Origin of the sequence: Allobosea sp. UNC402CLCol, from assembly GCF_000745475.1 — a bacterium.
GTDB classification, from domain to species: Bacteria; Pseudomonadota; Alphaproteobacteria; order Rhizobiales; family Beijerinckiaceae; genus Allobosea; species Allobosea spartocytisi.
On the sequence record NZ_JQJJ01000009.1, the window covers coordinates 242,801 to 266,160 of the forward strand.

At 68.6% G+C, this 23,360-nt stretch carries 25 protein-coding genes and 1 pseudogene; 9 read left to right on the forward strand and 17 right to left on the reverse strand.

What is annotated here, in order from left to right:
* Positions 1-11: 11 nt before the first annotated feature.
* The 3 genes from mutL to GY40_RS08440 all read left to right on the forward strand — a co-directional run bounded on the left by mutL (position 12) and on the right by GY40_RS08440 (position 2,759).
* Positions 12-1,817, forward strand: coding sequence for a DNA mismatch repair endonuclease MutL (mutL, locus tag GY40_RS08430; protein ID WP_051987674.1), 1,806 nt, complete (start codon positions 12-14; stop codon positions 1,815-1,817).
* 148 nt (positions 1,818-1,965) lie between these two features.
* Positions 1,966-2,445, forward strand: coding sequence for a VOC family protein (locus GY40_RS08435; protein ID WP_038360837.1), 480 nt, complete (start codon positions 1,966-1,968; stop codon positions 2,443-2,445).
* A 98-nt stretch (positions 2,446-2,543) separates the two neighbouring features.
* Positions 2,544-2,759, forward strand: a complete 216-nt coding sequence (locus tag GY40_RS08440; RefSeq protein ID WP_038360838.1) for a hypothetical protein — start codon at positions 2,544-2,546, stop codon at positions 2,757-2,759.
* A 313-nt stretch (positions 2,760-3,072) separates the two neighbouring features.
* Here the strand turns inward: GY40_RS08440 and GY40_RS26980 are convergent, their stop codons facing one another.
* The gene (locus GY40_RS26980) at positions 3,073-3,615 is read right to left on the reverse strand and encodes a GNAT family N-acetyltransferase (RefSeq protein WP_081925269.1); all 543 of its coding nucleotides are present in this window, start codon (positions 3,613-3,615) and stop codon (positions 3,073-3,075) included.
* A 324-nt stretch (positions 3,616-3,939) separates the two neighbouring features.
* Here GY40_RS26980 and GY40_RS27500 point away from each other — a divergent pair, with 324 nt between their 5' ends.
* Positions 3,940-4,233, forward strand: coding sequence for a hypothetical protein (locus GY40_RS27500; RefSeq protein ID WP_156115903.1), 294 nt, complete (start codon positions 3,940-3,942; stop codon positions 4,231-4,233).
* Positions 4,234-4,848: 615 nt separating this feature from the next.
* On the opposite strand, the gene rsmD is transcribed toward GY40_RS27500, so the two are convergent.
* Both rsmD and GY40_RS08455 read right to left on the reverse strand, forming a co-directional pair.
* Entirely contained in the window at positions 4,849-5,409 is a 561-nt protein-coding gene (gene rsmD / locus GY40_RS08450) for a 16S rRNA (guanine(966)-N(2))-methyltransferase RsmD (protein ID WP_038360840.1), read from the reverse strand.
* Positions 5,410-5,412: 3 nt separating this feature from the next.
* Entirely contained in the window at positions 5,413-7,608 is a 2,196-nt protein-coding gene (locus GY40_RS08455; protein ID WP_081925270.1) for a pseudouridine synthase, read from the reverse strand.
* A 126-nt stretch (positions 7,609-7,734) separates the two neighbouring features.
* Between GY40_RS08455 and GY40_RS08460 the strand changes: the two genes are divergently transcribed.
* Complete coding sequence (locus tag GY40_RS08460) at positions 7,735-8,199, forward strand: nucleoside deaminase (protein ID WP_038360841.1); 465 nt, start codon at positions 7,735-7,737, stop codon at positions 8,197-8,199.
* 128 nt (positions 8,200-8,327) lie between these two features.
* Here the strand turns inward: GY40_RS08460 and GY40_RS08465 are convergent, their stop codons facing one another.
* Together GY40_RS08465 and GY40_RS08470 are read right to left on the reverse strand one after the other, a co-directional pair.
* A complete protein-coding gene (locus GY40_RS08465) occupies positions 8,328-8,579 on the reverse strand; it encodes a hypothetical protein (protein WP_038360843.1) in 252 nt (83 codons plus the stop codon).
* Between the two features lie 105 nt (positions 8,580-8,684).
* Entirely contained in the window at positions 8,685-9,428 is a 744-nt protein-coding gene (locus tag GY40_RS08470) for a sulfite exporter TauE/SafE family protein (protein WP_038360845.1), read from the reverse strand.
* A gap of 105 nt (positions 9,429-9,533) precedes the next feature.
* On the opposite strand from GY40_RS08470, the gene GY40_RS08475 reads away from it, so the two are divergent.
* Positions 9,534-10,283, forward strand: a complete 750-nt coding sequence (locus GY40_RS08475; protein ID WP_081925271.1) for an ArsR/SmtB family transcription factor — start codon at positions 9,534-9,536, stop codon at positions 10,281-10,283.
* On the opposite strand, the gene GY40_RS08480 is transcribed toward GY40_RS08475, so the two are convergent.
* The 4 genes and pseudogenes from GY40_RS08480 to purD form a co-directional block, all read right to left on the reverse strand.
* Complete coding sequence (locus tag GY40_RS08480) at positions 10,243-11,118, reverse strand: patatin-like phospholipase family protein (RefSeq protein WP_051987675.1); 876 nt, start codon at positions 11,116-11,118, stop codon at positions 10,243-10,245. The two genes, GY40_RS08475 and GY40_RS08480, sit on opposite strands and share 41 nt — an antisense overlap.
* A 27-nt stretch (positions 11,119-11,145) precedes the next feature.
* Positions 11,146-12,060, reverse strand: coding sequence for an alpha/beta fold hydrolase (locus tag GY40_RS08485; RefSeq protein ID WP_038360846.1), 915 nt, complete (start codon positions 12,058-12,060; stop codon positions 11,146-11,148).
* Positions 12,057-12,200: pseudogene (locus tag GY40_RS28215) on the reverse strand (type II toxin-antitoxin system VapC family toxin); the annotation flags it as partial. The pseudogene GY40_RS28215 and the gene GY40_RS08485, both read right to left, overlap by 4 nt.
* Positions 12,201-12,204: 4 nt before the next feature.
* Entirely contained in the window at positions 12,205-13,482 is a 1,278-nt protein-coding gene (purD, locus tag GY40_RS08490) for a phosphoribosylamine--glycine ligase (RefSeq protein ID WP_038360847.1), read from the reverse strand.
* A 231-nt stretch (positions 13,483-13,713) separates the two neighbouring features.
* Here purD and xseA point away from each other — a divergent pair, with 231 nt between their 5' ends.
* Positions 13,714-15,321: an exodeoxyribonuclease VII large subunit gene (gene xseA / locus GY40_RS08495; protein WP_038360848.1), complete on the forward strand. Its 1,608-nt coding sequence runs from the start codon at positions 13,714-13,716 to the stop codon at positions 15,319-15,321.
* Between the two features lie 162 nt (positions 15,322-15,483).
* Here xseA and GY40_RS08500 read toward each other — a convergent pair whose 3' ends face one another.
* Positions 15,484-16,296 (reverse strand): dienelactone hydrolase family protein, encoded by an 813-nt coding sequence (locus tag GY40_RS08500; RefSeq protein WP_197062713.1) that lies wholly within the window; start codon positions 16,294-16,296, stop codon positions 15,484-15,486.
* Between the two features lie 109 nt (positions 16,297-16,405).
* On the opposite strand from GY40_RS08500, the gene GY40_RS08505 reads away from it, so the two are divergent.
* Positions 16,406-16,627 (forward strand): DUF2093 domain-containing protein, encoded by a 222-nt coding sequence (locus GY40_RS08505; RefSeq protein ID WP_038360852.1) that lies wholly within the window; start codon positions 16,406-16,408, stop codon positions 16,625-16,627.
* Here GY40_RS08505 and lpxK read toward each other — a convergent pair.
* From lpxK to GY40_RS08530, 5 genes are all read right to left on the reverse strand, one after another.
* Positions 16,598-17,674, reverse strand: coding sequence for a tetraacyldisaccharide 4'-kinase (gene lpxK, locus GY40_RS08510; protein WP_051987676.1), 1,077 nt, complete (start codon positions 17,672-17,674; stop codon positions 16,598-16,600). The genes GY40_RS08505 and lpxK overlap by 30 nt on opposite strands.
* On the reverse strand, positions 17,674-18,978 hold the full coding sequence (locus GY40_RS08515) for a 3-deoxy-D-manno-octulosonic acid transferase (RefSeq protein ID WP_038360855.1): 1,305 nt from the start codon (positions 18,976-18,978) through the stop codon (positions 17,674-17,676). The genes lpxK and GY40_RS08515 overlap by 1 nt, the downstream gene beginning before the upstream one ends.
* A complete protein-coding gene (locus GY40_RS08520; protein WP_038360858.1) occupies positions 18,975-19,727 on the reverse strand; it encodes a lysophospholipid acyltransferase family protein in 753 nt (250 codons plus the stop codon). The genes GY40_RS08515 and GY40_RS08520 overlap by 4 nt, the downstream gene beginning before the upstream one ends.
* 81 nt (positions 19,728-19,808) lie before the next feature.
* A complete protein-coding gene (locus GY40_RS08525; protein WP_038360861.1) occupies positions 19,809-20,051 on the reverse strand; it encodes a DUF4170 domain-containing protein in 243 nt (80 codons plus the stop codon).
* An 88-nt stretch (positions 20,052-20,139) separates the two neighbouring features.
* A complete protein-coding gene (locus GY40_RS08530; protein ID WP_038362260.1) occupies positions 20,140-20,964 on the reverse strand; it encodes a 3'(2'),5'-bisphosphate nucleotidase CysQ in 825 nt (274 codons plus the stop codon).
* A gap of 248 nt (positions 20,965-21,212) precedes the next feature.
* Here GY40_RS08530 and GY40_RS08535 point away from each other — a divergent pair, with 248 nt between their 5' ends.
* Complete coding sequence (locus tag GY40_RS08535; protein ID WP_051987677.1) at positions 21,213-21,734, forward strand: DUF6101 family protein; 522 nt, start codon at positions 21,213-21,215, stop codon at positions 21,732-21,734.
* On the opposite strand, the gene ubiA is transcribed toward GY40_RS08535, so the two are convergent.
* On the reverse strand, positions 21,731-22,729 hold the full coding sequence (ubiA, locus tag GY40_RS08540) for a 4-hydroxybenzoate octaprenyltransferase (RefSeq protein ID WP_081925272.1): 999 nt from the start codon (positions 22,727-22,729) through the stop codon (positions 21,731-21,733). The genes GY40_RS08535 and ubiA overlap by 4 nt on opposite strands.
* Positions 22,730-22,748: 19 nt before the next feature.
* Positions 22,749-23,228 (reverse strand): hypothetical protein, encoded by a 480-nt coding sequence (locus GY40_RS08545; RefSeq protein ID WP_038360862.1) that lies wholly within the window; start codon positions 23,226-23,228, stop codon positions 22,749-22,751.
* Positions 23,229-23,360: the final 132 nt, after the last annotated feature.

Genomic DNA, 23,360 nt, shown 5'->3' on the forward strand with positions numbered 1-23,360 from the left:
GCCTGCAAATCATGACCGTTCGCCGCCTCGACCCTGTTCTCGTCGACCGCATCGCCGCCGGCGAGGTGATCGAGCGCCCGGCTGCGGCCGTGAAGGAGTTGGTCGAAAACGCCATCGACGCCGGCGCGCGCTCGGTCGCCGTCACCATCGCCGGCGGCGGCCGCGAATTGATCCGCGTCGTCGATGACGGCGCCGGCATGACGCCCGACGACCTCGCCCTGGCCGTCGAGCGCCACGCCACTTCGAAACTGCCGGATGGCGACCTCTTCGCGATTCGCTCGCTCGGCTTCCGGGGCGAGGCCTTGCCCTCGATCGGCTCGGTCGCGCGGCTCTCCATCGCGACCCGCCGCCACGATGCCCCGCAAGGCTCGGGCCTGGTCGTCGAGGCCGGCGAGAAGGGCGTGGTTCGCCCCGTCGCGGCCGCGCCCGGCACGCGCATCGAGGTCAGCGACCTCTTCATCTTCACACCCGCACGGCTCAAATTCCTGAAGAGCGACCGGGCCGAGGCGCAGGCCGTCTCCGAGATGCTGCGGCGCCTCGCCATCGCCCATCCCGAGATCCGCTTCTCGCTCGAAGGCGAGCATGCCGGGAATTTCGACTGGCCGGCGGAAGCCATCGGCGAGGAGGGTTTGCTGCGCCGCCTCGGCCGCGCGCTCGGCCGCGACTTTCCGGAAAACGCCTTGCGCATCGAAGCCGAGCGCGAAGGCTTCGGCATCAGCGGCTTCGCCGGCTTGCCGACCTTCCACCGTGGCACCTCGGCCGGCGTGCACCTCTCCGTCAACGGCCGGCCGGTGCGCGACAAGCTCCTGCTCTCGGCGGTGCGCGGCGCCTATGCCGACGTCGTCCCCTCCGACCGCCACCCGGTGCTCTTCCTCGATATCGGCTGCGATCCGCGCTCGGTCGACGTCAACGTCCACCCGGCCAAGACCGAGGTGCGCTTCCGCGATCCCGCTCTGGTGCGCGGCCTCGTCGTCTCCGGGCTGAAGGCCGCGCTCGCCGCCGCCGGCCACCGCGCCACCACGACCGGCGGCGCCCGCACGCTCGACGCTTTCCGCGCGGTGCTCTCGATGGGCGGCAGCGGCAACGCCATCCCGCGCCCGGCCTTCCCGGAGACATCCGGCTGGAGCGCGCCGCAGCCGACATCGTTTTCAGCCCCGCAAGCCGGCTTCGCCGATTTCGCCGCGGCCTCGGCCGATGCCCGCGCCCATCTGGCCGAACCGTCGGCGGATGCGCTCGACCGGCCGCTCGGAGCGGCGCGGGCCCAGCTTCACGAAACCTATATCGTCGCCCAGACCCGCGAGGGCGTCGTCATCGTCGACCAGCACGCGGCCCATGAGCGGCTGGTCTATGAGCGGCTCAAGGCCGAGCGCGCCCGCTCCGGCATCGCCCGCCAGCCCCTGCTGCTGCCGGAGGTGGTCGAGCTCGACCCGGTCGATGCCGACCGCCTCAACACGGCGGCGGGCGAGCTCGAAGGCCTCGGCCTCGTCATCGAGCCCTTCGGCCCCGGCGCGGTGCTGGTCCGCGAGGCTCCCAGCCAGCTCGCCGGCGGCAACCTCCAGCGCCTCGTCCGCGATGTCGCCGATGCGCTGGCCGAGCACGGCACGGCCGGTTCGCTCGAAAGACGGCTCGACCATGTGCTGGCGACGATGGCCTGCCACAATTCCGTCCGCGCCGGCCGGCGCATGCGCCCCGAGGAAATGGACGCGCTGCTGCGCGAGATGGAAATCACGCCCAATTCCGGCCAGTGCAATCACGGCCGTCCGACCTATGTCGAGCTCAAGCTGGCGGATATCGAGCGGCTGTTCGGACGGCGGTAGCGCCGTTTTAAATATGGTGATATCAACCTTTTGTGCTTCTCGATGGAACGCTGCGGGCGATTGCGCATTCCATGAGCATGCTGAGGGAGGCCGAACGCCACCCCGGCCGCGGACGGCCGGAACCGAATCGAACGCGAAGGGACGAATCATGGCCATCGCCAAGAACACGATCTGCGTCTGGTACGAGAAGGATGCCGAAGCCGCGGCGCGCTTCTACGCCGAGACCTTTCCCGACAGCGCCGTGCAGGCCGTGCATCGTGCGCCGACCGACTTCCCCTCCGGCAAGGCGGGCGACGTGCTGGTCGTCCATTTCACCGTCGCCGGCATCCCCTGCATCGGGCTCAATGGCGGGCCGGCCTTCAAGCAGAGCGAGGCCTTCTCCTTCCAGATCGCGACGGACGACCAGGCCGAGACCGACCGCTACTGGAACGCCATCGTCGGCAATGGCGGCCAGGAGAGCGCCTGCGGCTGGTGCAAGGACAAATGGGGCGTCAACTGGCAGATCACGCCGCGCGTGCTGACCGAGGCCATGGCGGCCGGCGGCGAGGAAGCCAAGCGCGCCTTCACGGCGATGATGGACATGCGCAAGATCGACGTGGCGGCGATCGAGGCGGCAAGGCGGGGGTAGGCGGAGAGGCGGCCGGCGTCCGCTTCCGACCCGTTGCGGCCCCTGAGCCCAGCCTGCAATTATGGGCAGCGGAGTACTGCGCCAAATGGGCCAATGCCATGATCGTTCACGAGAATGCCAAAGCGGCAAGCATCATCCGGATGAATATTGACGGCGATAAGAGGGTGCTCATGATCGACACCGACCTCAAATTGAACGGCGAGCACCCGGATTACAACGCGAAGAAGATCTTCAGCCTAAAACAGATTTGCCAATCGTTTGTCGATGCAAACCCTGACATAGTCGACACCTACGCTATACGAGCGTGGAACTGAGGAACGGCTGGGCGTGTGGAAGCGATTTCCTAAGCTTACAAAATTTGACCGGATTATATGCTACCTGATTGCCGCGGGCGCTCTGTATTTGGTAGGTTACCAGACCTACTTTTATCTGGCTTACGGCCTAGTGAAGATATCCCGAACGACTTGGGGATTCGCGCAGTTTCACCCCGATCGGTTTTATATATTTCTTGTCGGCACGCTCTCATTCGCGTTGGCTGCCCTGTTCCTTGTTGTGATGGCGTGGAAATCTTCTCGCTATGGTGATGACAAGTAAGAGCGATGGACCAATTGCTGCAGAGTAAGTACGTCAGGAGCGTTTCCAGCTATAAAGCCAGGCATCGACCGTGGTACCGGCCGAGCCCAGCGGCAGTTCCCCGGATAAAAGTCGGGTTCGCTGAAGGCCGATCTTTTCCAGCACCCTGAGACTTGCGGCATGTTCTGTCGCACAGGACGTGGAAACCTCCGAAATCTCGGATCGCTCTGTGACCCAGTTCATCACCGCGAGCCCAGCCTCCGTGGCCAATCCTTGTCCCCAGTAGTCAGGTCCAATCCCGTAGTGGATTTCGGCACTGCTACCTTCGATAAACATGAGAAACAGCCCGATCGGCTTTTCCTCCGGGCGTCGAAGGATGCTCCAGACGAACCGATTACTGGTGTGCCAATTAGCTTGGCCCCAAGCATCAATGACCGTTTCGGTTCGGATCTGTGATGGGTGAGCGCTACGCTGTAGATAACGAGCAGCATCTTCTCTTCCGGTGTATTCCTTGAAAAGCGACGCGGCATGCGTCCGGCGAGCTGCCGTCAAAATCAGTTTTGATGTTTCAAACGTGACGGGCGGCTTCTCGGCCATTTTAGTCCCCAGAGAACGTGGCCGACCTATTTGGCACCATCGGGGACTTTCAACAACTGCATGGTACGGGGCCTTAGCGGGTATTAATGTAGAAATGCCCACGGAGCCACTATAATTTGCTTTTTTTATTTTTGTCGCGAAAATGAATAAATGGCAAAGGGTTGGACTCTTTACGTTCATCGTGACGATGCCTCTCGTCATCTACATGAAACAATAAGCCCACTTCCGACCCGTAGCAGTCCTTAGATTTTGGCGAAGAGGGCTTGTGGAGCCGAGAGCGGCCGCCTAATGTTTCTTATATTGAAGCGATACCGGGTCATTCGCTTGAAGCTCAATGTAAACAGTCTTCAATTTGCTGCATTGATGCTTACATACGCAATCATTTTCGTATTTCGGCGCCGGATAGATCGATCACTTGGTCGTCATGCTGAGTATATGATGGATAATTGGCAGGACGATTTCGAGAGTCCTCGCCCAAAATCCGCCGATGATTTGCGTAGAACTTACTGGGGAATGCTATTAATATTTGTAGCGACGTTAGTTTTAGCTGTTACCAAGGCCGTCATCGACCCGCAATCAGCTGCACTGCCGGGATTTGAAAGGCTTACTGGTCGTTGAGCAGACGACCTAGCCGAAGGCCTTCTATTGACCCGTAGCAGCCCCGTTCTTGGCGAACTTATCCCCGCCGTTCTGCCCACGCTTATCCTCGCGCCATCCTGTTCGACCAAGGGGCTTCGCGAGGCATCGTGCGGCCGGGCGGGATGCGGTGTTCGGATCCTGCGCCACGGATGGTGAGCCTTGGTCCGGAGGGGTTTCTCGCCGCCGGGCCGAACAGGCAGGCCCGGTTCAAGCCTTGGCGGGAGGCCTCATAGACAGCCGCGCGCGGGGTTCGGGCGGAGCCGGCAGGCGCCGCATCGACTTCGACATTCGACATCGACATTCGGCACGCGGTCAAAGCCGCGCGCCGCCCGGACCCCGCGCATCCCCTCGGGATCGCCACCAGAGAAACCCCGCGGCGCGAGCCGGACGGGGCTTTCGGCGTGCGCTGACCTGAGTCGCAAAACGCGGGTCATCCCGGGCGACCGTAGGGAGACCCGGGATCTATGCCGGAACGGTTCAGGCATGGGATCCCGGATCGGCGCCGCTACGCGGCTTGTCCGGAATGACCGGCGTGGCTCATCGCCCAACCGGCGCAACCTTGGCGCCACGCCGGCCGCAGTGCGGGAGCCATCGTCAGCTTGCCCGGAGCATCACCACCTGCGTCTCGCCATAGGCTCGCCGCTCGAGCTCTTCGAAACCCTCCGGCAAGACAAGCTCGGCATCGGCGGCCTCTTCCAGCACGACGAGCGCGTCCTTTTCCAGCCAGCCGCCATCGCGGGCCGAGGCCAGCGCCTTCTCGCCCAGCCCCTTGCGATAGGGCGGGTCGCAGAAGACGAGGCCGAAGGGCACCATGCCGGTGATCGGCCCGAGCTTCGTCGCATCGCGGCGGAAGATCCGGCTGAAGCCGGCCAGCCCCAGCGCCATCTGGTTTTCGCGGATCAGGCCGCGCGCTTCGGTGCCGTCATCGACCAGCAGCGCGAAGCCCGCCCCGCGCGAGAGCGCCTCGAAGCCAAGCGCGCCCGTGCCGGCGAAGAGGTCGAGCACGCGCGCACCCTCGACCGCCTCGTCATAGGCATGGACGAGCACGTTGAAGAGGGATTCGCGCAGGCGGTCCGAGGTCGGCCTGATGCTGCCGATCCCCGGTTTCGGGCCGGCCAATGGCCGGCCGCCGAGACGTCCGCCGACGATCCGCATCGCTTAGTCGCGCTTGCCTCGCGGGCCGCCGGGACGCGGGCCCTTGCCGCCGCCAGGACGTCCGCCGCCGCCCGGCTTGCCGCCGAACGGGCGCGCGCCGAACGGCTTGCCGCCGCTACGCTCGCCGCTGCTGCGCCCGGCCGGGCGTTCGGAGGAGCGGGCGCCGAAGCTCTTCTCGCTACCGCCGGGCCTGTCGCCGAAGCTGCGGCCGCGCGGCTTGTCGCCGGCCGGCCGTTCGCTGAAGCGGCGGGCAGGGCGCTCGGCGCCGTCACGCGGCGCGCGCTCGGGGCGTTCGCCGCGCGGCGCGCGGTCCTGCCAGGGGCGCTCATCGGAGCGGTCGCGTCCGCCGGCATCCTCGCGCGGGCGCCGCGCCGGCCTGTCGCCGCCGCTGCGCTCGAAGGAGCGCGGCGCGCGATCCTCGCTGCCGCGCTCGTTGCGGGGCTTGCGGTCCGGCCTGCGCCGGCTCTCCGGTTGAGCGGTTTCCTCGCGCGGTGCGGCGCTGATGCGCTCGACCAGCACGCGCCGGCCCTTGGGGTCGGCGATCGCCTTGTCGCGCTTGCGCGCGACCGTGCCGGTCGCCTCGCGGGTCTCGCGTTCCAGCTTCGGATCGGCGCCGCGCCGGGGCGGCGCCTTGCGCTCGCGCTGCGGCGCGGCCTCGGCGTCGCGCCAGACGGTTCGGGTCCAGGGCTTGTCGCCGCGCGGGAGTTGGCGTGGGCTCTCGTCGTCGCGGCGGGTTTCGTCGCGGCGTCGACGCGGACGATCGTCCCCGGCCAGGGCGCGGGGTGGGGCGGTCGGCAGCATGTCGCGGCGCGGCGCCTCGAAATCGGCGCCGGCCTTGGCCGCGAGCTCGATCCCGAGCTGGTCCTGCAGCACGCGTGAGCGGATTTCCTCGACCTCGCCTTCCGCGATCTCGCCGAGCTGGAAAGGCCCGAAGGAGATGCGGATCAGCCGGTTCACCGCGAGCCCGAGATGCTCGAGCACGGTCTTGACCTCGCGGTTCTTGCCCTCGCGCAGATCGACGGTCAGCCAGGTGTTGAAGCCCTGCTGACGCTCGAAGCGGGCGATCACCGGCCCATAATGGATGCCGTCGATCTCGACGCCGTCCCGAACCGTGTCGAGCTTGTCCTGCGTGACTTCGCCGAAGGCGCGCACGCGATAGCGCCGGAGCCAGCCGGTCTCGGGCAGCTCCAGCACCCGCGCCAGCCCGCCATCATTGGTGAGCAGCAGCAGTCCTTCGGTGTTGATGTCGAGCCGGCCGATCGAGAGCACGCGCGGCAGGTCTTCCGGCAGCGCCTCGAACACGGTCGGGCGGCCTTCCGGGTCGAAGTTGGTGGTCACGAGGCCGCGCGGCTTGTGGTAGAGCCAGAGCCGCGTGCGCTCGCGCGCCGGCAGCGGCTCGCCATCGACCAGCACGACGTCGGTCGGCTTGACGTCGAGGGCGGGGCTTTCCAGCACGGTGCCGTTCACGCTGACGCGGCCCTCGGCGATCATCGCTTCGCTGTCGCGCCGCGAAGCGACGCCGGCGCGCGCCATCACCTTGGCGATCCGCTCCGGCTCCTGCGCCGCGATCAGCTTGCCTTCCGTGGGCGCCTCCTCGCGCGGGCGGCGCGGCCGGTCCTCGCGATGGGGATCGCGCTCTGCCCGTTGCGGGCGCGGACGCTCGAAGCGCCTTTCGCCGTCGCCGGTCTCGTTGCGGCGCGGCGGGCGGCCGAAGCTGCCACGCGCAGGGCGCTCCGCCCGGTCTCCACTCTCGGGACGTGCGCGGAAGGGGCGTTCGGCGTGACGTTCGCCGTCGCGCTCGCTGCGACGAGGGCGGTCCTCGCCGGTGCGTTCGCGGAAGGGGCGGGCCCCACCCTCGGGCCTGAACCGCGCTGGCCTGTCGCCTGCGGGGCGCTCGGCGCGCGGAGCGCGACCCTCGGCCGGCTTGTCGAAGCGGCGGGCAGGGCGCTCAGCCCCCTCCGAATGGCCGCGGAACGAGCGGCGCTCGCCGGCTTCGCCAAAGCCCTTGCGCTCGGCGCCGTCGCGGGCCGGCGCGCGACCCTCGCCGCTGCGGCCAGCCGGGCTCCTGCTTCCCGGGCCCTTGCCACCGAAGCTCTTGCCACCGAAACCTTTGCCACCGAAACCTTTGCCGTCGCCACGGCCGCCGGCTCCGCCGCCCTTGCGGGGGCCGCGGCCTCTGCTGTTGTCGTCGTCTTTCATGACTGCTCCTGAGCCCGGCCTTTGCACATCCGCTTTGCGGGAAGGGCCTGGCTCGCTTATTCGCTATGACCGGCGCTTGTAGCAGAGGCTTTTCCTCGCCGCGAGCGCCAAAGCCGGGGTTTTTCGATGTCGCTGTCGCAAGCACCTTCCGTGATCGATGCCATGGCGCAGGCCTTCGACGAGGCGCGCGCGGCCGCCGCGCGCGGCGAGGTGCCGGTCGGCGCGGTGGTGATGCGCGACGGCGCGGTGCTGGCCCGTGCCGGCAACCGCACGCTGGAGCTGAAGGACCCCACCGCCCATGCCGAGATGCTGGCGCTCAGGCTGGCTTGCGAAGCGATCGGCAGCGAGCGTCTGATCGGCTGCGATCTCTACGTCACGCTCGAACCTTGCCCGATGTGCGCGGCGGCGATCTCGTTTGCCCGCATCCGGCGGCTTTATTTCGGGGCGGCTGATCCCAAGGGCGGGGCCGTCGAGAACGGCGTCAGGCTCTATGAGAGCCCGACCTGCCACCATCAGCCCGAAATCTATGGCGGCCTGCGCGAGAGCGAGGCGGCGAAGCTGCTGCGGGAGTTCTTCCGCGAGCGGCGATAGCCGATGCGCCAGAACCTTCCGTCATTCTCGGGCGGCGCGAAGCGACGACCCGAGAATCGCGTGCCGAGAGGGCATTGGTTTCCGAGATGCTCGGGTCAAGCCCGAGCATGACGACCCCGAATTCCCGCTCAGGTATCGGACGAGGTGATGCCGAACTTCTGGGCGAGCTGGGTGCGGTCCATGCAGGAGACGTCATAGGTCACCTGCCGCCCCTTGAACTCGGGGCGCTTGCCGAATTCCTTGGTCATGGTGCGCGTGATGTCGTCGATGCGCGCCTCGCAGGCCTGCGCGGTGGTGAAGTCCATCTCGCTGATGCGTGAGGTGGTGCAGTGCGGCTCTCCCGAGACGCAGGCCATGATGACCATGGTGAAGGCATCCATAGCGGGGCATGCTCCTGTCGCTTCGGGTTGAGGCTGCGCTGATAGGGTTAGCGAGCGGTTAACGGCAGGCGAAGCGGCAGGGACAGCCAAGCAAGATACGCGCCGTCAGGCAAGACCACGCCAGCAGAGATAGGCGCCCAGCGCCAGCAAGCCTGTGAAGAAACAGATTTTGAAGGTCGCGGGCGAAATGCGGTTGCGGACGAACTGACCGACACCCATTCCCACGAGAGCGGGGACCAGCGCGAGCAGAGATTGCCAGGCGACGGTGCCGTCGAGCGCACCGGCCCCGATCAGCCCGAAGGAGAGCGCCAGCGTCGAGACGATGAAGGAGATGCCGAGCGCCTGCACCAGCTCGTCCTTGTCGAAGCCGAGGGCCTGCAGATAGGGCACGGCCGGCAAAACGAAGACGCCGGTCGCGGCCGTGACGACGCCGGTGACGAAGCCGATGACCGGCCCGAGCCAGACCTCCCAGCCGGGCGGCACGCGCAGCTTCGCCGCCTTGAGGCCGACCAGTGCGTAGAGAATCAGCGCCGCGCCGAGCCAGAGCGTCGCGCTGCCGTCCTTCTGCTGCTGCAGCAGGCCGGCGCCGGCCCAGGTGCCGAGGCAGATGGTGGCGAGCATCGGCCAGAGCCGGCGCAATGTCGTGACGAGCTTAGGCCCGGTCGCGATCTGCCAGCCATTGGTGACGAGGTTCGGGACGACCAGCAGCGCGGCGGCCTGGGCCGGAGCCATGACGACGCCGAGGATGCCGACCGCGATGGTCGGCAATCCCAGCCCGATCACGCCCTTGACGAAGCCGGCGAGCACGAAGGTCGCGGTGACGAAGAGGAGAAGAGCCGTGTTGTCCATGTCCCGCTTCTGGCATCCCGAGGCAGGTCTGTCTCGGATCGATACTACGGCCCTGACCGTAGCGTCCTGGCTTGCGGCGGCGCGCGAACGGCGCATCATGGTGCCATGAGTGCACAAGGTCCCTATCTCGCGGAGATCGCCCATCTGATGGGCGACCCGGCCCGCGCCAACATGCTGCACGCGCTGATGGATGGCCGGGCGCTGACGGCGAAGGAACTCGCCTGGCTCGCCGGCGTCGCGCCGCAGACGGCGAGCGGCCATCTCGCCAAGCTGATGCAGGGCGGCTTGCTCGCTGTCGCCGCACAGGGGCGCCATCGCTATTATCGCCTTGCCGGGCCGGAGGTCGCGACGGCGCTGGAAGGGCTGATGGTGCTGGCGAATATGGAAGGGACGACGCGCCGCCTGCCGTCCCGCGTCGGGGCCGAGCTGAGCTTCGCCCGCACCTGCTACGACCATTTCGCCGGCCGGCTCGGCATCGGCATCCACGATGCGCTGATGACGGGGGGCCATCTCGCTGCCAGCGAGGGAGGCTATGCGCTGACCTCGTCGGGCAAGGCGATTTTCGCCCGGCTCGGCGTCGAGCCCGGCCAGAGCGGCAAGACCCGCCGCGCGGCGCTTCGCCCCTGCCTCGACTGGAGCGAGCGCCGGCCGCATCTCGCCGGCCATCTCGCCGCTGCGCTGGCCTGCCGCTGCTTCGAGATGGGCTGGACGCGTCGCCGCAAGGACAGCCGCGCCGTGACGCTGACGGAGGAGGGGCGCGCGATGCTCGAAGCCGCCTTGCCCGGTTTCCGCTGCGATGCGCCCGAGCCTTCCGTCAGCCCGCTGCGGCGAGAGCCCGTTCCAGCGCTCGCTTGACCTCGTCCTTGACCGGCTCGGCGGCGGCGAGGATCGCCTTCGCCTTGAAGAAGTCGAGCCCGCCGATCCCGTCGAGCCCGCTGCGGATCAGGATGTCGGGCGGCTGCCGCTCGACCATGCGCTGCACCAGCGTGCGGGTCAGGATCTGCGACGCCCCGACGATCGTCTCCATCGCACCGGGAATGCGGCTGTCGCTCGTGGCAAGCGGCGCCGCGCTGACATCGATCGCCAGCACGATCCGGCCGGGCGCCAGCAGGCGCTCATAGGGCAGGGGATTGATCGCCCCGCCATCGATCAGCACATGCCCCCCGAGCGCGACCGGCCGCACCAGCCCGGGAATGGCGAGCGAGGCGGCGACCGCCGGTGTCAGCGGCCCCTCCGACAGCGTTACCTCGACATGGCGGTGGTAATCGGCCGCCGTCGCGCTGAAGGGGATGGCGAGTTCCTCGAAACGGTCGGGAACCGCCTCCGGCCAGAACAGGTCGAGCAGCCGTTCGCCATCGATCAGGGCGGGATTGCCGAGGCCGCGCACCAGATCGGCGAGCTTGCCGACGCGGGCATCGAGCAGTTTCGCGACCACGCGGGCCCGGTCGCGGAAGCTGCCGAGCACATGCTCGCGCAAGGCGGAGCCCGGGATGCCGGCCGCATAAGCGGCACCGATGATCGCCCCGATCGAGCAGCCGGCGATGAGCGAAGGCCTTACACCGAGTTCGTCGAGCGCTTCGAGGACCGGAATCTGGCTCAAGCCCCGCGCGCCGCCGGCGCCGAGCACCAGCGCGAATTCGCCGGCAGGCTTCGCGGCTTCGGGTCGGTGGGCGGCGCGGCGCGGCGACATCAGCCGAATCTGGCCATTGCCGTGCGCTCAGGCAAGCGGCTGCGCGAGGAACGGCTTCAGCGCGGCGAGCGTCGCCTGCGGATTCTCCTCCGGCAGGAAATGACCGCTGTCGATGGCCTGCCCCTCGGCCTGCGGCGCGAAGGTCTCGTGCCAGATCTCGAGCGGGCTTGCGCCCTTGGCCGGGATGCCGGCCTCGCCCCACAGGATCAGCGTCGGGCAGAGGATGCGCTTGCCTGCGGCGAGATCGGCCTTGTCATGCGCGATATCGGTGGTGGCGCCGGCGCGATAATCCTCGCAGGACGCATGGATGCGCGCGGGGTCGCTGAAGGATTCGGCGTAGGAGCGCAGCGCCAGCGGGTCGAACAGGTCGAGCTTCTTCGCCCGGCTCCAGCTCGCGATGGTATGGTCCAGCCAGCCGACCGGATCGGCCTTGAGCAGATTTTCAGGCGTCGGCTCGGGCTGGGCGAGGAAGGTCCAGTGATAGACCTGCATGGCACGCGCCGCGTCCATGCCCTCCCACATCGAGACGGTCGGCAGGATGTCGAGCAGCGCGAGCCGCTCGACGCGGCCGGGATGGTCGAGCGCGAGGCGATAGGCGACGCGCGCCCCGCGATCATGCCCGATCACGCCGAAGCGCAGATGGCCGAGCGCCTGCATCACGGCGACGATGTCCTCGCCCATGCCGCGCTTCGTGTAGGTCGCTGCCCCGCCATCGCCATGCGGCGCGGCCGACCAGCCATAGCCGCGCAGGTCAGGGCAGACGACGGTATGCGTCTTCGCCAGCTCCGGCGCGATCTTGTGCCATTCGGCATGGGTCTGCGGAAAGCCGTGGATCAGCACGAGCGGCGGCCCTTCGCCGCCGACGCGGGCGAAGATTTTGCCGACCGGGCCGTCGACCCAATGGGCCTTGAAGCCGGGAAACAGGCTGTCGATGTTGCTCATGGCTGCGCCCTTGCCGTGGCGGCGGAGACGATGTCCGTCCGGCCGAAATCCTCTCCCTTGTAAAGCAAGGGAGCGTTCAAGGATTTGGCAAGAGCGTAGGAGAAGCAATCGCCGAGATTGAGGCGTGCGGGGTGCCCGGTTTTGTCAGCCTTGCTCGCGCTTCACCGCCTGCCAGCCGATGTCTCGGCGGCAGAAGCCCTCCGGCCAGTCGATCAGGTCGACGGCCTGATAGGCTTTGCCTTGAGCCTCACGCACGCTCTTGCCCAGGCCGACCACGTTGAGCACGCGCCCGCCATGGGCGACGAGCTCGCCCTCCCTGAGCTTGGTGCCGGCATGGAAGACGAGGACGTCGTCCAGCGCATCCGCCTTCTCGACGCCGCGGATGACGCTGCCGGTCTCCGGCTTGCCGGGATAGCCCTTCGCCGCGAGCACGACGGTCAGCGCCGCCTCTTCCGCCCAGCGCAGGTCGAAGGAGCCGAGCACGCCGTCGCAGGCCGCGAGCAGGGCCGGCACGATGTCGCTCTTGAGGCGCGGCATCAGCACCTCGCATTCGGGGTCTCCGAAGCGGACATTGTATTCGATCAGCTTCGGCCCCTCGGCGGTGATCATCAGCCCGGCGAAGAGCACGCCCTGGAACGGCATGCCGCGCTTGGCCATGCCGACGAGCGTCGGCCGGATGATCTCGGCCATGACGCGCTCTTCCAGCGCGGGCGTCATCACGGGGGCGGGCGAATAGGCGCCCATGCCGCCGGTGTTCGGGCCGGTGTCGCCGTCGCCGACGCGCTTGTGGTCCTGCGCCGAGGCCAGCGCCAGCGCATTGGTGCCGTCGCAGATGGCGAAGAAGCTCGCCTCCTCGCCGATCATCCATTCCTCGATCACGACCTCGGCGCCGGCGCTGCCGAGACCGCCCGAGAACATCATGTCGATCGCTTCATTGGCCTGGTCGAGCGTCTCGGCCATCACCACGCCCTTGCCGGCGGCGAGGCCGTCGGCCTTGACCACGATCGGCGCACCCTGGCGGGCGGCATAGGCCTTGGCGGTGTCGGCGCTGGTGAAGCGGCCGAAAGCGGCGGTCGGGATATTGAACTGGGCGCAGAGCTCCTTGGTGAAGCCCTTCGAGCCCTCGAGCTGGGCGGCGGCCTTCGAGGGGCCGAACACCTTGATGCCGGCGGCCCTGAGATCGTCGGCGATGCCGGCGACCAGCGGCCCTTCCGGGCCGACGACGACAAGGCCGATGGCCTGAAGATGGCAGAAAGCGACGACCGCGGCATGATCGGCGATATCGACCGCAACGTTCTCGCCGCATTGCGCGGTGCCCGGATTGCCCGGCGCGATGAAGAGCTGCTCGCAAAGCGGCGAGGCCGATATCGCCCAGGCGAGCGCGTGTTCGCGGCCCCCCGAACCGATCAGAAGAATCTTCATGCTGGCTCCCATCCGCGTTGGCGGGTTTGTGAGCCCTCATCCTGAGGAGCGTTCCGGAGGAACGCGTCTCGAAGGATGCTCCAGCGCCCCCTGGACCATCCTTCGAGACGCCGCTGACGCGGCTCCTCAGGATGAGGGCTGAGGTCGGCCGAAAGGATCCTTGCGCAATACCTGCCCGGCGCGGCGACGGCAACGCTTCTGCTCGTCGGGCCCGCCCGCTATGGTCCGGCCATGAACAGCGAATCGACCGTTCCCACAGGCAATGCGCCCGAATGGACCGTCTCGGACCTCTCCGGGGCGTTGAAGCGCACCATCGAGGATTCCTTCGGCTTCGTGCGCGTGCGCGGCGAGATTTCCGGGTATCGCGGCCCGGTCGCTTCCGGCCATGTCTATTTCTCGCTGAAGGACACGAACGCCAAGATCGACGCGGTGATCTGGAAAGGCGTTTTCGGCCGGCTGAAGACGCGTCCGCAGGATGGGCTGGAGGTCATCGCCACCGGCAAGATCACCACCTTCGCCGGCAAGTCGAGCTACCAGATCGTCATCGATTCGCTGGAGCCGGCCGGCATCGGCGCGCTGATGGCGCTGCTGGAGGAGCGGCGCAAGCGGCTCGCTGCCGAGGGCCTCTTCGCCGAGGAACGCAAGCAGCTCATCCCCTATCTGCCGCGCGTCATCGGCGTCGTCACCTCGCCGACCGGCGCGGTCATCCGCGACATCCTGCACCGGCTGGAGGATCGCTTTCCCCGCCATGTCCTGGTTTGGCCGGTGCGCGTGCAGGGCGAGACCAGCGCCGCCGAGGTCGCCAACGCCATTACCGGCTTCAACGCTCTCCCCGAGGGCGGACGCATCCCTCGCCCCGACGTCATCATCGTCGCGCGCGGCGGCGGCTCGCTCGAAGACCTGATGGGCTTCAACGAGGAGGTCGTGGTCCGCGCCGCCGCCGCCTCGACGATCCCACTGGTCTCGGCCGTCGGTCACGAGACCGATACGACGCTGATCGATTTCGCCGCCGATCTGCGTGCGCCCACCCCGACCGGCGCGGCCGAGAAGGTCGTGCCGGTCCGCGCCGAATTGATGGCGCTGGTCGCCGACCTCGCCCGCCGGCATGGCGGCGCCATGCGCCGGCTCTCGGATCGGCGCCGCAGCGATTTGCGCGCCCTGGCGCGTGCTTTGCCGGGGCCGGAGGCGGTCCTCTCCGCTCCGCGCCAGCGGCTCGACCTCGCGGCTACGCGGCTCGCTCCCGCGCTCGCCCGCAACGCCCGCGCCCATGAGCAGGCCCTGCAAGGTCTGGCGCGCCGGCTCGAGGCCCGCTCGCCGCGCATCGCGCTCGCCCGGCTGCGCGCCCAGCTCGACGGTTTCGCGCGCGTGCTGGCCGCCGCGCGCGGCAACGCGATCACGAGTGAGCGTACCCGCATCGCCCATGCCCGCGACCGGCTGGCGACGCTCGAAGCGCGAGCGCGCAACGCCTTCGGCCAGAGCCTGATCCAGCGTCGCGAGCGCGGCAATCTGCTCGCCGACCGAGCCACGCGCGCTTTCGCGCAGGGGCTGCATCGCCGGCAGGACCGCCTCGACTCGCTCTGGACGCTGATCCGTTCGCTCGGCCCCGAAGCGGTGCTCGCCCGCGGCTATGCGCTGATCCGCGACGAGGCCGGCGCACTGATCCGCAGCGTCATCCAGGCGCAGGCGGGCCAGGCCTTGACCGTCGAGGTCAGCGACGGCCGCTTCGGCGCCGTGGTGTCCGGGAGCGGCGGAACCGCACCGAGGCCGCAGCCCCGTCCGGCGCGCAAGGAGGCGCCGCGATCGGAGCCGCCGAAATCCGCTCAGGGCGATTTGTTCTGACAGGCCGTTGGAAAGCCTTGAGCCCTCATCCCGAGGAGCCGCGCAGCGGCGTCTCGAAGGATGCTCCAGATGGCTCCGGGGCTTCCTGAAATATCCTTCGAGACGCCATTTCCGGCGAAATGGCTCCTCAGGATGAGGGCTGAGCGGTCCGCATGAAGGGAATCAAGGTGCCTTCAGGAAGGCGTCGACGCGCTTGAGCGCATCCTCCCGCGCGGCCGGGTTGGTGCCGACCATCACCTTGCCGGTGCCATTGGCGGAAAAGGCGACGTTCTCGCGCTCCTTCACCTCGAGGCGGGGATGATCGAAATCATGGACCGCGCCGGGATAGGTCACGAATTCGACCTTCTCACCGCGCGCCTGCGCCGCCTTGGCGAGGTAGCCGCAAGGGGCGGCCGGCGTCCAGTCATCGGCCTCGCCCATCAGGATCAGCAGCGGCATCCGCACGGCAAAGCTCGGCGATTCCGACTGGATGCGGCAACCCGGATAGAAAGCGATCGCCCGTGTGAAATCCGGCATCTGGTCCGCCGGCAGTCGGTCCTTGCGGATGGCGGTGAGCACCGTCGAGCCACCGCCGGACCAGCCGATCAGGGAGAGCTGGCCGGGCCGGATGTCGTTGCGCTGCAGCAGCCAGAGGCGGGCGGCCATGGTGTCGGCGACCCGCTCGCGCCCGGCCCGGACGGTGAGGTCCTTCACGCCGCATTGCGAGGCGAGCCCGCGCGAGCCATAGCTGTCCGGCATCAGCACGGCGAAGCCCGCATTGGAGAGCCGTTCGCCCCAATCCAGATGGCGTATCGAGAGCTTGCCTTGCTCGCGCCACAGACCGCCGCAACCATGCAATGCGACGACCGCCGGAAACGGCCCCGGCCCCGGCGGGCGGAAGAAAACGCCGTCGAGATGGCCGCCGTCCATCGCGATGGAGACACGCTCATAGCCGCCGGCATGGACCGCCGAGGTTGCAAGCAGAACGAGACACACCACACGCGCCAACAGGCGCAGGACACTGGACATCGCCGACCGGAAAATGACACCGCGCAGTGATTATCCCGGCTTTCCGTTTCGCAATCAATGATTTAATACGATTTTGATGAATATCAGCGAGCGCCTTCCCACTCCCGCTCCCGAAGCGGTCGTCGATTACGGTCACGGCGAATTCCGCGTGATCAAGCCGGGCGGCTTCGTGCGCTGCGCCGTCACCGGCGCGCCGATCCGCCTGGACGATCTGCGCTACTGGTCGGTCGAGTGGCAGGAAGCCTATGCCTCGCCCGAGGCGGCCCTGCTAAGGCTGCGTCGCGCCGGCCGCGGCTGAGGGCGTTTCCAGTAGCTTTGCGATCCGCTCCGGCGCGTCGAAGACCAGCCTGACGGGCAGCACGACGAGCCGCTGCCTTTCGCTCTGCGGCCAGAGCGCCGCCAGCTTGGTCATGTCCTTTTCGGTGGTGGCGACAAGCAGGCCGCCTGACCGCGCTTGCGCGACAACGCCCGCGACATCCGCTGCCGAATAGGCGTGGTGGTCGCCGAAGGCCCGTTCGACCGCGACGGTCGCGCCGATGGATTCCAGCGTGGCACGGAATTTCTCCGGCCGGCCGATGCCCGAGAGCGCCAGAACCTTCCGTCCGCGCAGCGTCCCGGCGATCTGCCCGTCGGGTTCGAGCCGCGCCGCGATGACCGCCTTGCCCTGCCTTGCGGCCGCCTCGGCGACGCGCGCGCCTGCCGCTCCCGGTCCGATCACGATCACCGCATCGGTACAATCGAGCTGGCCCGCCAGCGGTGCCCGCAGCGGCCCCGCCGGCAGGCTGAGGCCGTTGCCGACGCCGCTCGCGCCGTCGACGACCGCCAGCCGCAACTGCTTGGCGAGCTCCGGGTTCTGCAAGCCGTCATCCATGACGATCACGCTCGCGCCGCGGGTACGGGCCAGCGCCGCGCCGGCGATGCGGTCGCGGGCGATGACCGTGCGGGCATGGCCTGCCATCAGCACGGCCTCGTCGCCGACCTCGGTGGGGCCATGCCGCGCGGGATCGACCTCGACCGGGCCGGGCAGGCTCCCGCCATAGCCGCGCATCAGCACGAAGGGCGTCTCGCCGCGCGCGCGCAGCAGCCCGGCCAGCGCGATCGCGGTCGGCGTCTTGCCGGCGCCGCCGGCGATGAAATTGCCGACGCAGATCACCGGCACGTCTGCTTCCGCGCCGGGCCTGCGCATGCGCCGCAGCGTGATCGCGCCATAGACCAGCCCGAGCGGGGAGAGGAGCCGGGCCAGCAGCCCCGGCCGGTCGCGCCACCAGAAGCGCGGCGCACTGAGGCGGGATGCGAAAAAGTGGAAACCGGTTTTTCGCTTGGATCCCGCCTGTGATCCAGACATCAGGGCGCGCTCTCGCGCTGGCCGAGCGCGGCGCGCATCAGGAGCGGCTCGATGGCCTGCAGCGTGCGGTTGATCGCTCCGCCGAGCTCGCTCGCCGTATGCGCCGCCGCGCGCGCGGCCTGCCGGGCGCTGGCCGGGTCGCTCAGCCAGCGATGCACCGCCCCGGCGAGCGCCTGCGCATCGGCGACCTCGCGCGAACCGCCGTCGCTGTCGAAGGCGGCGAAGATCTCGGCGTTGTTGTGCACATGGGGGCCGTGCAGCAGCGCGCAGCCGAGCTTGGCCGGCTCGATCGGGTTATGCCCGCCGATGCCTTCCACCAGCGAGCCGCCGAGGAAGGCGACCTGCGACAGCCTGTAGAGCAGGCCGAGCTCGTTCAGCGTATCGGCGACGTAGAATTCGACATCGCGTTCCGGGCTTTCGCCGGCGGCGCGGCGCGCGACGCCGACATCGTTGGCCTGCGCCAGCGCCTCGATCTCGGCACCGCGCTGCGGATGGCGCGGGGCGACGATGGTGAGCAGCTTCGGCAGGTGGGATCTCAGCGCGAGATGGGCGGAGAGCACGAGCTCGTCCTCGCCCGGATGCGTGCTGGCGGCGATCCAGACCGGGCGCCCCGTCGTCATGCCGTCGAGGATGGCGAGCGTGTCGGGGTCGGCCGGCGGGGCGGGCACGTCGAATTTGAGGTTGCCGGCGACGCTGACGCGCGGCGCGCCGAGCTGCGCCAGACGCTCCGCATCGGCCTGCGACTGCGCCAGGCACGCCTCGAAGCAGGAGAGCAGGAAGCGCGCCGCCCGTGGGCGCTTGTACCAGCGCGCGAAGGAGCGTTCCGACATCCGCCCGTTGACCATCACGACCGGGACGCTGCGGCGCTGCGCCTCGATCAGCAGGTTCGGCCAGATCTCGGATTCGCAGATCAGGCAGAGTTCCGGCTGCCAGTGATCGAGGAAGCGACGCATGTAGCGGGGCACGTCGAGCGGGAGATATTGGTGGATGGCGCCGGCCGGCAGGCGCGCCGCGAGCAGCCGCGCCGAGGTCACCGTGCCGGAGGTCACGAGCACGGCGAGCCCGCGCTTCTGGAGCCTGGCGATCAGCGGCAGCAGCGTCACGGTCTCGCCGACGCTGGCCCCGTGCAGCCAGACCAGCGGGCGGTTCGGCCGCTTGACGGTGGCGTAGCCGCGCCGCTCGGAGAGCCTTTCCGCGTCTTCCTTACCCTGCCGGCGGCGCCATTGCAGCAGCCCGGCCGCCGCCGGTTCGAGCAGGGCGGTCGCCAGCCGGTAGCTTCGGATCAGGGCGCCCTTGCCGCTCATGCCGGCGTCTCGGCCAGAGTTCGCCGGGCTTCCTGCTCGTCGCGCAGGCCGGCGCCGGGATCCCGGCTGCCGACGAGCGCATAGGCGCGGGCATGGACGGCGTCGAGGCTGGCCTGCACGGCGAGCCGCGTCGCCTCCTGCGTCGCCTCGTCGGCATCGCGCGCGATCGTGATCGGTTCCCCCACCACGATGGCGCAGCGCCCGAAGGGCAGGCCGATCGAGGCACGGTCCCAGCTGTTGAAATCGATGCGTCGGCTGGTCACCACCGCCACGGCCCGGATCGGCCGGCCGGAGGCACGCGCCAGCGCCACGATGCCAGGCCCCGCGACGCGGGCCTGCTTCGGGATATCGGCCGTTAGCACCATCGAAACGCCGGCTGCGAGCCGCTTCACCATGGCGAGGAAGGCGCCGGCGCCGCCCTTCTCGCGCACCTTCCGGCGGCCGCGTGCGCCCGAGCCGCGGATCGAGCCGATGCCGAGTTCGCGCAGCGCCACGGCGTTGAAGCCGCCATCGCCATGGCGCGAGACCAGCGAGGCCGCCGGCATCCAATCCGGCCGCGCGAAGGGGATCATGATGTGCTGGCCGTGCCACATCGCATAGATGACCGGCAGCTCCGGCCGGACATGGTCATAGATGTCGGCAGGCTCGAATACGATCCGGTTCGTGCGCCGCACCAGGCGCAGATAGCCGGCCAGAAGCCGGCCGAGCGCTTCCTGCGCCACGCGTGTCTTGAGGATCGAAAAACCCATCTGCCTCTTGTCTCATGCATCGGGCCGAAAAACGCTTTCGGCTTTCGGCCCGTTGCGGAATCGGAAATCGTAACCTCGGCCTCAGGCCTTGGTCGCGTCGGGATCGAGCAGGCGGTGCAGATGCACCACGAAATAACGTGTCTGCGCCTGGTCGACCGTTTGCTGCGCCTTGGCCTTCCAGGCCATATGGGCACTGGCGTAGTTCGGGAAAATACCGACGATGTCGAGCTTCGACAGGTCCTTGAAGGTGACGCCGTCGAGCGAGTCGAGCTCGCCGCCGAAGACGAGATGGAGAAGCTGCTTCTGGTCCGGTTCCGCGCTCATCGTTCTCTCCAGCAGGATTGGTCCGCGCCCCCATAAGCCATCCCGCGCGCGGGCGCGAGCCGGGTGGCCGCGTCTTCGATGAAAAAGTTCAGCTCGGCTGCGGCTGACCGCGCAATTGCTCGAGAGCATTGAGCAAGGGCGCCGCGAGCGCATCGGAGCTGGCGACCAGCATGCCGTGAACCGGCACGGGGCGGTTATAGGTCACCGGCCCGCCATCGCCGCCGCTCAGCCGGCCGCCGGCCTCGCGCAGCACGAGGTCGGCCGCGGCGAGGTCCCAGTCGCGCGCATCGGGCGAGATCAACCCGGCATCGATCGTGCCGTCGGCGATGCGGGTGAGCCGCAAGGCGAGGGAGGGGATCTTGCCGACCGCCTCGAAAGGCTGCACCCGCGCCAGCGCGTCGAGCATCGGCTTCGGCCCGGCGATCCTGGCGCCGGCGAGCGTCCGGCCCGTCGAAGCCCGGATGGCTTCGCCATTGCGCTTCGCGCCGCTCCCGGCGATGGCAGTGTAGGTTGCGGCGCAGGCCGGAGCATGCACGACGCCGAGGATCGGCACGCCCTCGTCGAGCAGCGCCACGCAGACGGCCCAGTCCGGCGAGCCGCTCATATAGGCGCGCGTGCCGTCGATCGGGTCGACCACCCAGACGAAGCGGCGCGTCAGGCGCAGCGCGTCGTCCACCGTTTCCTCGGAGAGCCAGGCGGCTTCGGGCAGCAGCGCCGAGAGGCGCACGCGCAGGAAGGTGTCGACGCCGATATCGGCTTCCGTCACTGGCGAGCCGCCGCTCTTGGCCCAGGTCCGCGCGGCGGTCTGCTCTCCCGGTCGGAACAGATCGAGGGCGAGGCTTCCGGCTTCGAGGCAGCTCTCGCTCGCCGCCTTCAGGAGGTCGGCGGCGATGGGTAGCGTGGATGCGCTCATGGCTTCCCTATCGAATGCGAATGCCGCGGTTTCAAGCCGAAAATGCGCCATCGCGCTGAAAGATTCCGTCAAGCATCATGCAGAAAAGGGGCCATCCTGGCCCCGATAGACCGGAAATCACGCTCCTTTAACCCAACCCCTTAAGCGCTCGGACACGCCTGCGGCACATCCTCACCCGGCAAGCACGAGAGTCCCGCATCCGACAGAGGACTCCGTTGCAGCAGGGATTAGGAAAGGCGTTATTACCGATGGCCAGCGTCACGCCGGTCGCCGGAGAGAGCGGTTTTGTGCCGCATCTCTCCGGTGGGCCGTTCACCACAGCGATCGTCCCCCGCAACCCGATGCCGCGCCAGCCATCGGCGCCGGGCATCGAGCGCGTCGGCTCCGTGCGGATTTTGCGCGCCTCGGCGGGATGGAGCGGGGTCGCGCTGCGGCTCGCCAATCCGACGGGCGAGGACGAGCGCTTCGAGCTCGCTTTGACGGCCGGCGACGGGCGCTCGATCGTGATCGCCGGCGTTGATCAGGCCGATGCGGTTGCGCTCTGGCGCGATTGCGGTCGCCGCAGCGGCTTGCCGCTGCTGCTCGAATCCGTCGACGGCACGGTGAGCGAGCCGTTCCCGCAGATCGGCCGCGTCGCGCTGGGGCCGGTGCGGATCCGCCGCCGCCATGCCTTCCTGAACGGGCGTCGCCCGCGCTTCCTGACGCGCCGCAAGCCCGGCCGTCTGGCCGATCTGCCGGTCGTCCTCGCCAATGAGCGCTTGGTCGATTAAGCGAAGGCGTGCCGGCTGATCGCGTCGAGCGCCAGCCCCGCGGCGAGCAGCAGCCCGGCATTCCGATTCGAGCGGAACAGCATCAGCGCCTGCGCCGCGCTCGCCCCCTCGATCCGCGTCACCTGCCAGCCGAGATGGCCGACGAAGGCGGCAAAGCCGAGCCAGGCGAAGGCCCCACCATTGACCAGCCAGATCGCGATGCCGCTGAGCACAGCCGTCAGGGCGAAGCAGAGCGCGACGGCCTGGCGCGTATGGTCGCCGAAATAGCGCGCGCTCGATTTGATGCCGGCGATGGCGTCGTCCTCGATATCCTGCATCGCATAGATCGTGTCGTAGCCGACCGTCCAGGCGATGGCGGCGGCGTAGGTGAGGTAGGCCGGCGCATCGAGCCGGCCGAACACGGCGCTCCAGCCGAGCAGCGCGCCCCAGGAGAAGGCGAGGCCGAGCACGAATTGCGGCATGTTGGTGATGCGCTTCATGAACGGATAGATCGCCACGATCGCGAGCGAGGCGATGCCGAGCAGGACCGTGAAGCGGTTGAACTGCAGCAGCACCGGCAGGGCAGCGAGCGCCTGCGCGACCATGAACAGCACTGCCGCTGCGACCGTGACCTGCCCGGAGGGCAGCGGGCGGCCGCGCGTGCGCGCGACTTCGGCATCGAGCTTGCGATCGATGATGTCGTTGAAGGTGCAGCCCGCTCCGCGCATCAGCACGGCGCCGATCAGGAAGAGCAGGCAGTGCCAGGGATTGGGGTATGGCTGGCCCGCCGCGATCGCGGCCAGCCCCGCCGCCCACCAGCACGGAAGCAGAATGAGCCACCAGCCGATCGGCCGTTCGATCCGCGCGAGCTTGAGATAGGGCCTGATCGCACGCGGCGCGCGCGTATCGACCCAGTGACCGCTCAGCGCGTCGGGGAGGGGGGCATCCGGCAAGGAGGCGCCGGAATGGAGCGCGTCGCGCCCCGGCGTGGGGCCGGCGTGGACAGGGTCCGCCATGGCCGGCCCGCCTTCCGTCTTAGAGCGCGCCCTGTGGGACCTTCAGCCCGCCACCGGCGCCGCTGGTGATCGAATCCGCGCCGCCGAAGGGGTTGGCGCTCTGGGCCTGCTGCTGGGCGCGCCGCTGCATCGCCGCCTGCTGCTTCACCGCATTGCAGGCCTGGCCGCGAAACGTCCCGATTCGCGCGTTGTCGTTCTTGAGCCCCTCGATGAACGTGGCCGGGATCTGGCACCAGTCCTGGTTGGCGGACGCGAATTTCAGCGTCTCGTTGCCGTTGTTCACGAGCGAGCCGAAGGTGCTGCACGCCTCCTGCGGCGTCATCTTGCGCTTGGCCTTCTGCGCGGCGGTGATCTTGGCCACCATCGCCTGCCGCGTCGTCAGCAGCTTCTGCAGCGATTCGCAGCCGGAGACCTGCGCGCTGGCCGGGGAGGCGATCACGAGCGATGCCATGGCGAGGCCCAATGTCGCTGCCAATCCCGAAGCCGTCCTGAGCCGCATGATTCCCTTCTCCGCTTGCCGGCCTGTCGCGCCGATCTGTGAACATGTCCTTAACAGCAGGCGCTGTTAACGCCAACGACTCTTGCAAGTCCATCTGCCATCTCGGAGGAAGCACTTGCCGTTAGGCGAGGA

Excerpts from the sequence above, each read along its gene's own strand:
- ubiA (WP_081925272.1), bottom strand. The coding sequence starts at position 22,729 with ATGGCGGACCCTGTCCACGCCGGCCCCACGCCGGGGCGCGACGCGCTC.
- GY40_RS08470 (WP_038360845.1), bottom strand. The coding sequence starts at position 9,428 with ATGGACAACACGGCTCTTCTCCTCTTCGTCACCGCGACCTTCGTGCTC.
- GY40_RS08505 (WP_038360852.1), top strand. The coding sequence starts at position 16,406 with ATGAATATCAGCGAGCGCCTTCCCACTCCCGCTCCCGAAGCGGTCGTC.
- xseA (WP_038360848.1), top strand. The coding sequence starts at position 13,714 with ATGAACAGCGAATCGACCGTTCCCACAGGCAATGCGCCCGAATGGACC.
- GY40_RS08460 (WP_038360841.1), top strand. The coding sequence starts at position 7,735 with ATGTCGCTGTCGCAAGCACCTTCCGTGATCGATGCCATGGCGCAGGCC.
- GY40_RS08515 (WP_038360855.1), bottom strand. The coding sequence starts at position 18,978 with ATGAGCGGCAAGGGCGCCCTGATCCGAAGCTACCGGCTGGCGACCGCC.
- GY40_RS08530 (WP_038362260.1), bottom strand. The coding sequence starts at position 20,964 with ATGAGCGCATCCACGCTACCCATCGCCGCCGACCTCCTGAAGGCGGCG.
- GY40_RS08535 (WP_051987677.1), top strand. The coding sequence starts at position 21,213 with ATGGCCAGCGTCACGCCGGTCGCCGGAGAGAGCGGTTTTGTGCCGCAT.
- mutL (WP_051987674.1), top strand. The coding sequence starts at position 12 with ATGACCGTTCGCCGCCTCGACCCTGTTCTCGTCGACCGCATCGCCGCC.
- GY40_RS08545 (WP_038360862.1), bottom strand. The coding sequence starts at position 23,228 with ATGCGGCTCAGGACGGCTTCGGGATTGGCAGCGACATTGGGCCTCGCC.
- GY40_RS08480 (WP_051987675.1), bottom strand. The coding sequence starts at position 11,118 with ATGTCGCCGCGCCGCGCCGCCCACCGACCCGAAGCCGCGAAGCCTGCC.
- GY40_RS08465 (WP_038360843.1), bottom strand. The coding sequence starts at position 8,579 with ATGGATGCCTTCACCATGGTCATCATGGCCTGCGTCTCGGGAGAGCCG.
- GY40_RS08435 (WP_038360837.1), top strand. The coding sequence starts at position 1,966 with ATGGCCATCGCCAAGAACACGATCTGCGTCTGGTACGAGAAGGATGCC.
- GY40_RS08475 (WP_081925271.1), top strand. The coding sequence starts at position 9,534 with ATGAGTGCACAAGGTCCCTATCTCGCGGAGATCGCCCATCTGATGGGC.
- purD (WP_038360847.1), bottom strand. The coding sequence starts at position 13,482 with ATGAAGATTCTTCTGATCGGTTCGGGGGGCCGCGAACACGCGCTCGCC.
- GY40_RS08440 (WP_038360838.1), top strand. The coding sequence starts at position 2,544 with ATGATCGTTCACGAGAATGCCAAAGCGGCAAGCATCATCCGGATGAAT.
- GY40_RS08520 (WP_038360858.1), bottom strand. The coding sequence starts at position 19,727 with ATGGGTTTTTCGATCCTCAAGACACGCGTGGCGCAGGAAGCGCTCGGC.
- GY40_RS26980 (WP_081925269.1), bottom strand. The coding sequence starts at position 3,615 with ATGGCCGAGAAGCCGCCCGTCACGTTTGAAACATCAAAACTGATTTTG.
- GY40_RS08485 (WP_038360846.1), bottom strand. The coding sequence starts at position 12,060 with ATGAGCAACATCGACAGCCTGTTTCCCGGCTTCAAGGCCCATTGGGTC.
- rsmD (WP_038360840.1), bottom strand. The coding sequence starts at position 5,409 with ATGCGGATCGTCGGCGGACGTCTCGGCGGCCGGCCATTGGCCGGCCCG.
- lpxK (WP_051987676.1), bottom strand. The coding sequence starts at position 17,674 with ATGTCTGGATCACAGGCGGGATCCAAGCGAAAAACCGGTTTCCACTTT.
- GY40_RS08525 (WP_038360861.1), bottom strand. The coding sequence starts at position 20,051 with ATGAGCGCGGAACCGGACCAGAAGCAGCTTCTCCATCTCGTCTTCGGC.
- GY40_RS08455 (WP_081925270.1), bottom strand. The coding sequence starts at position 7,608 with ATGAAAGACGACGACAACAGCAGAGGCCGCGGCCCCCGCAAGGGCGGC.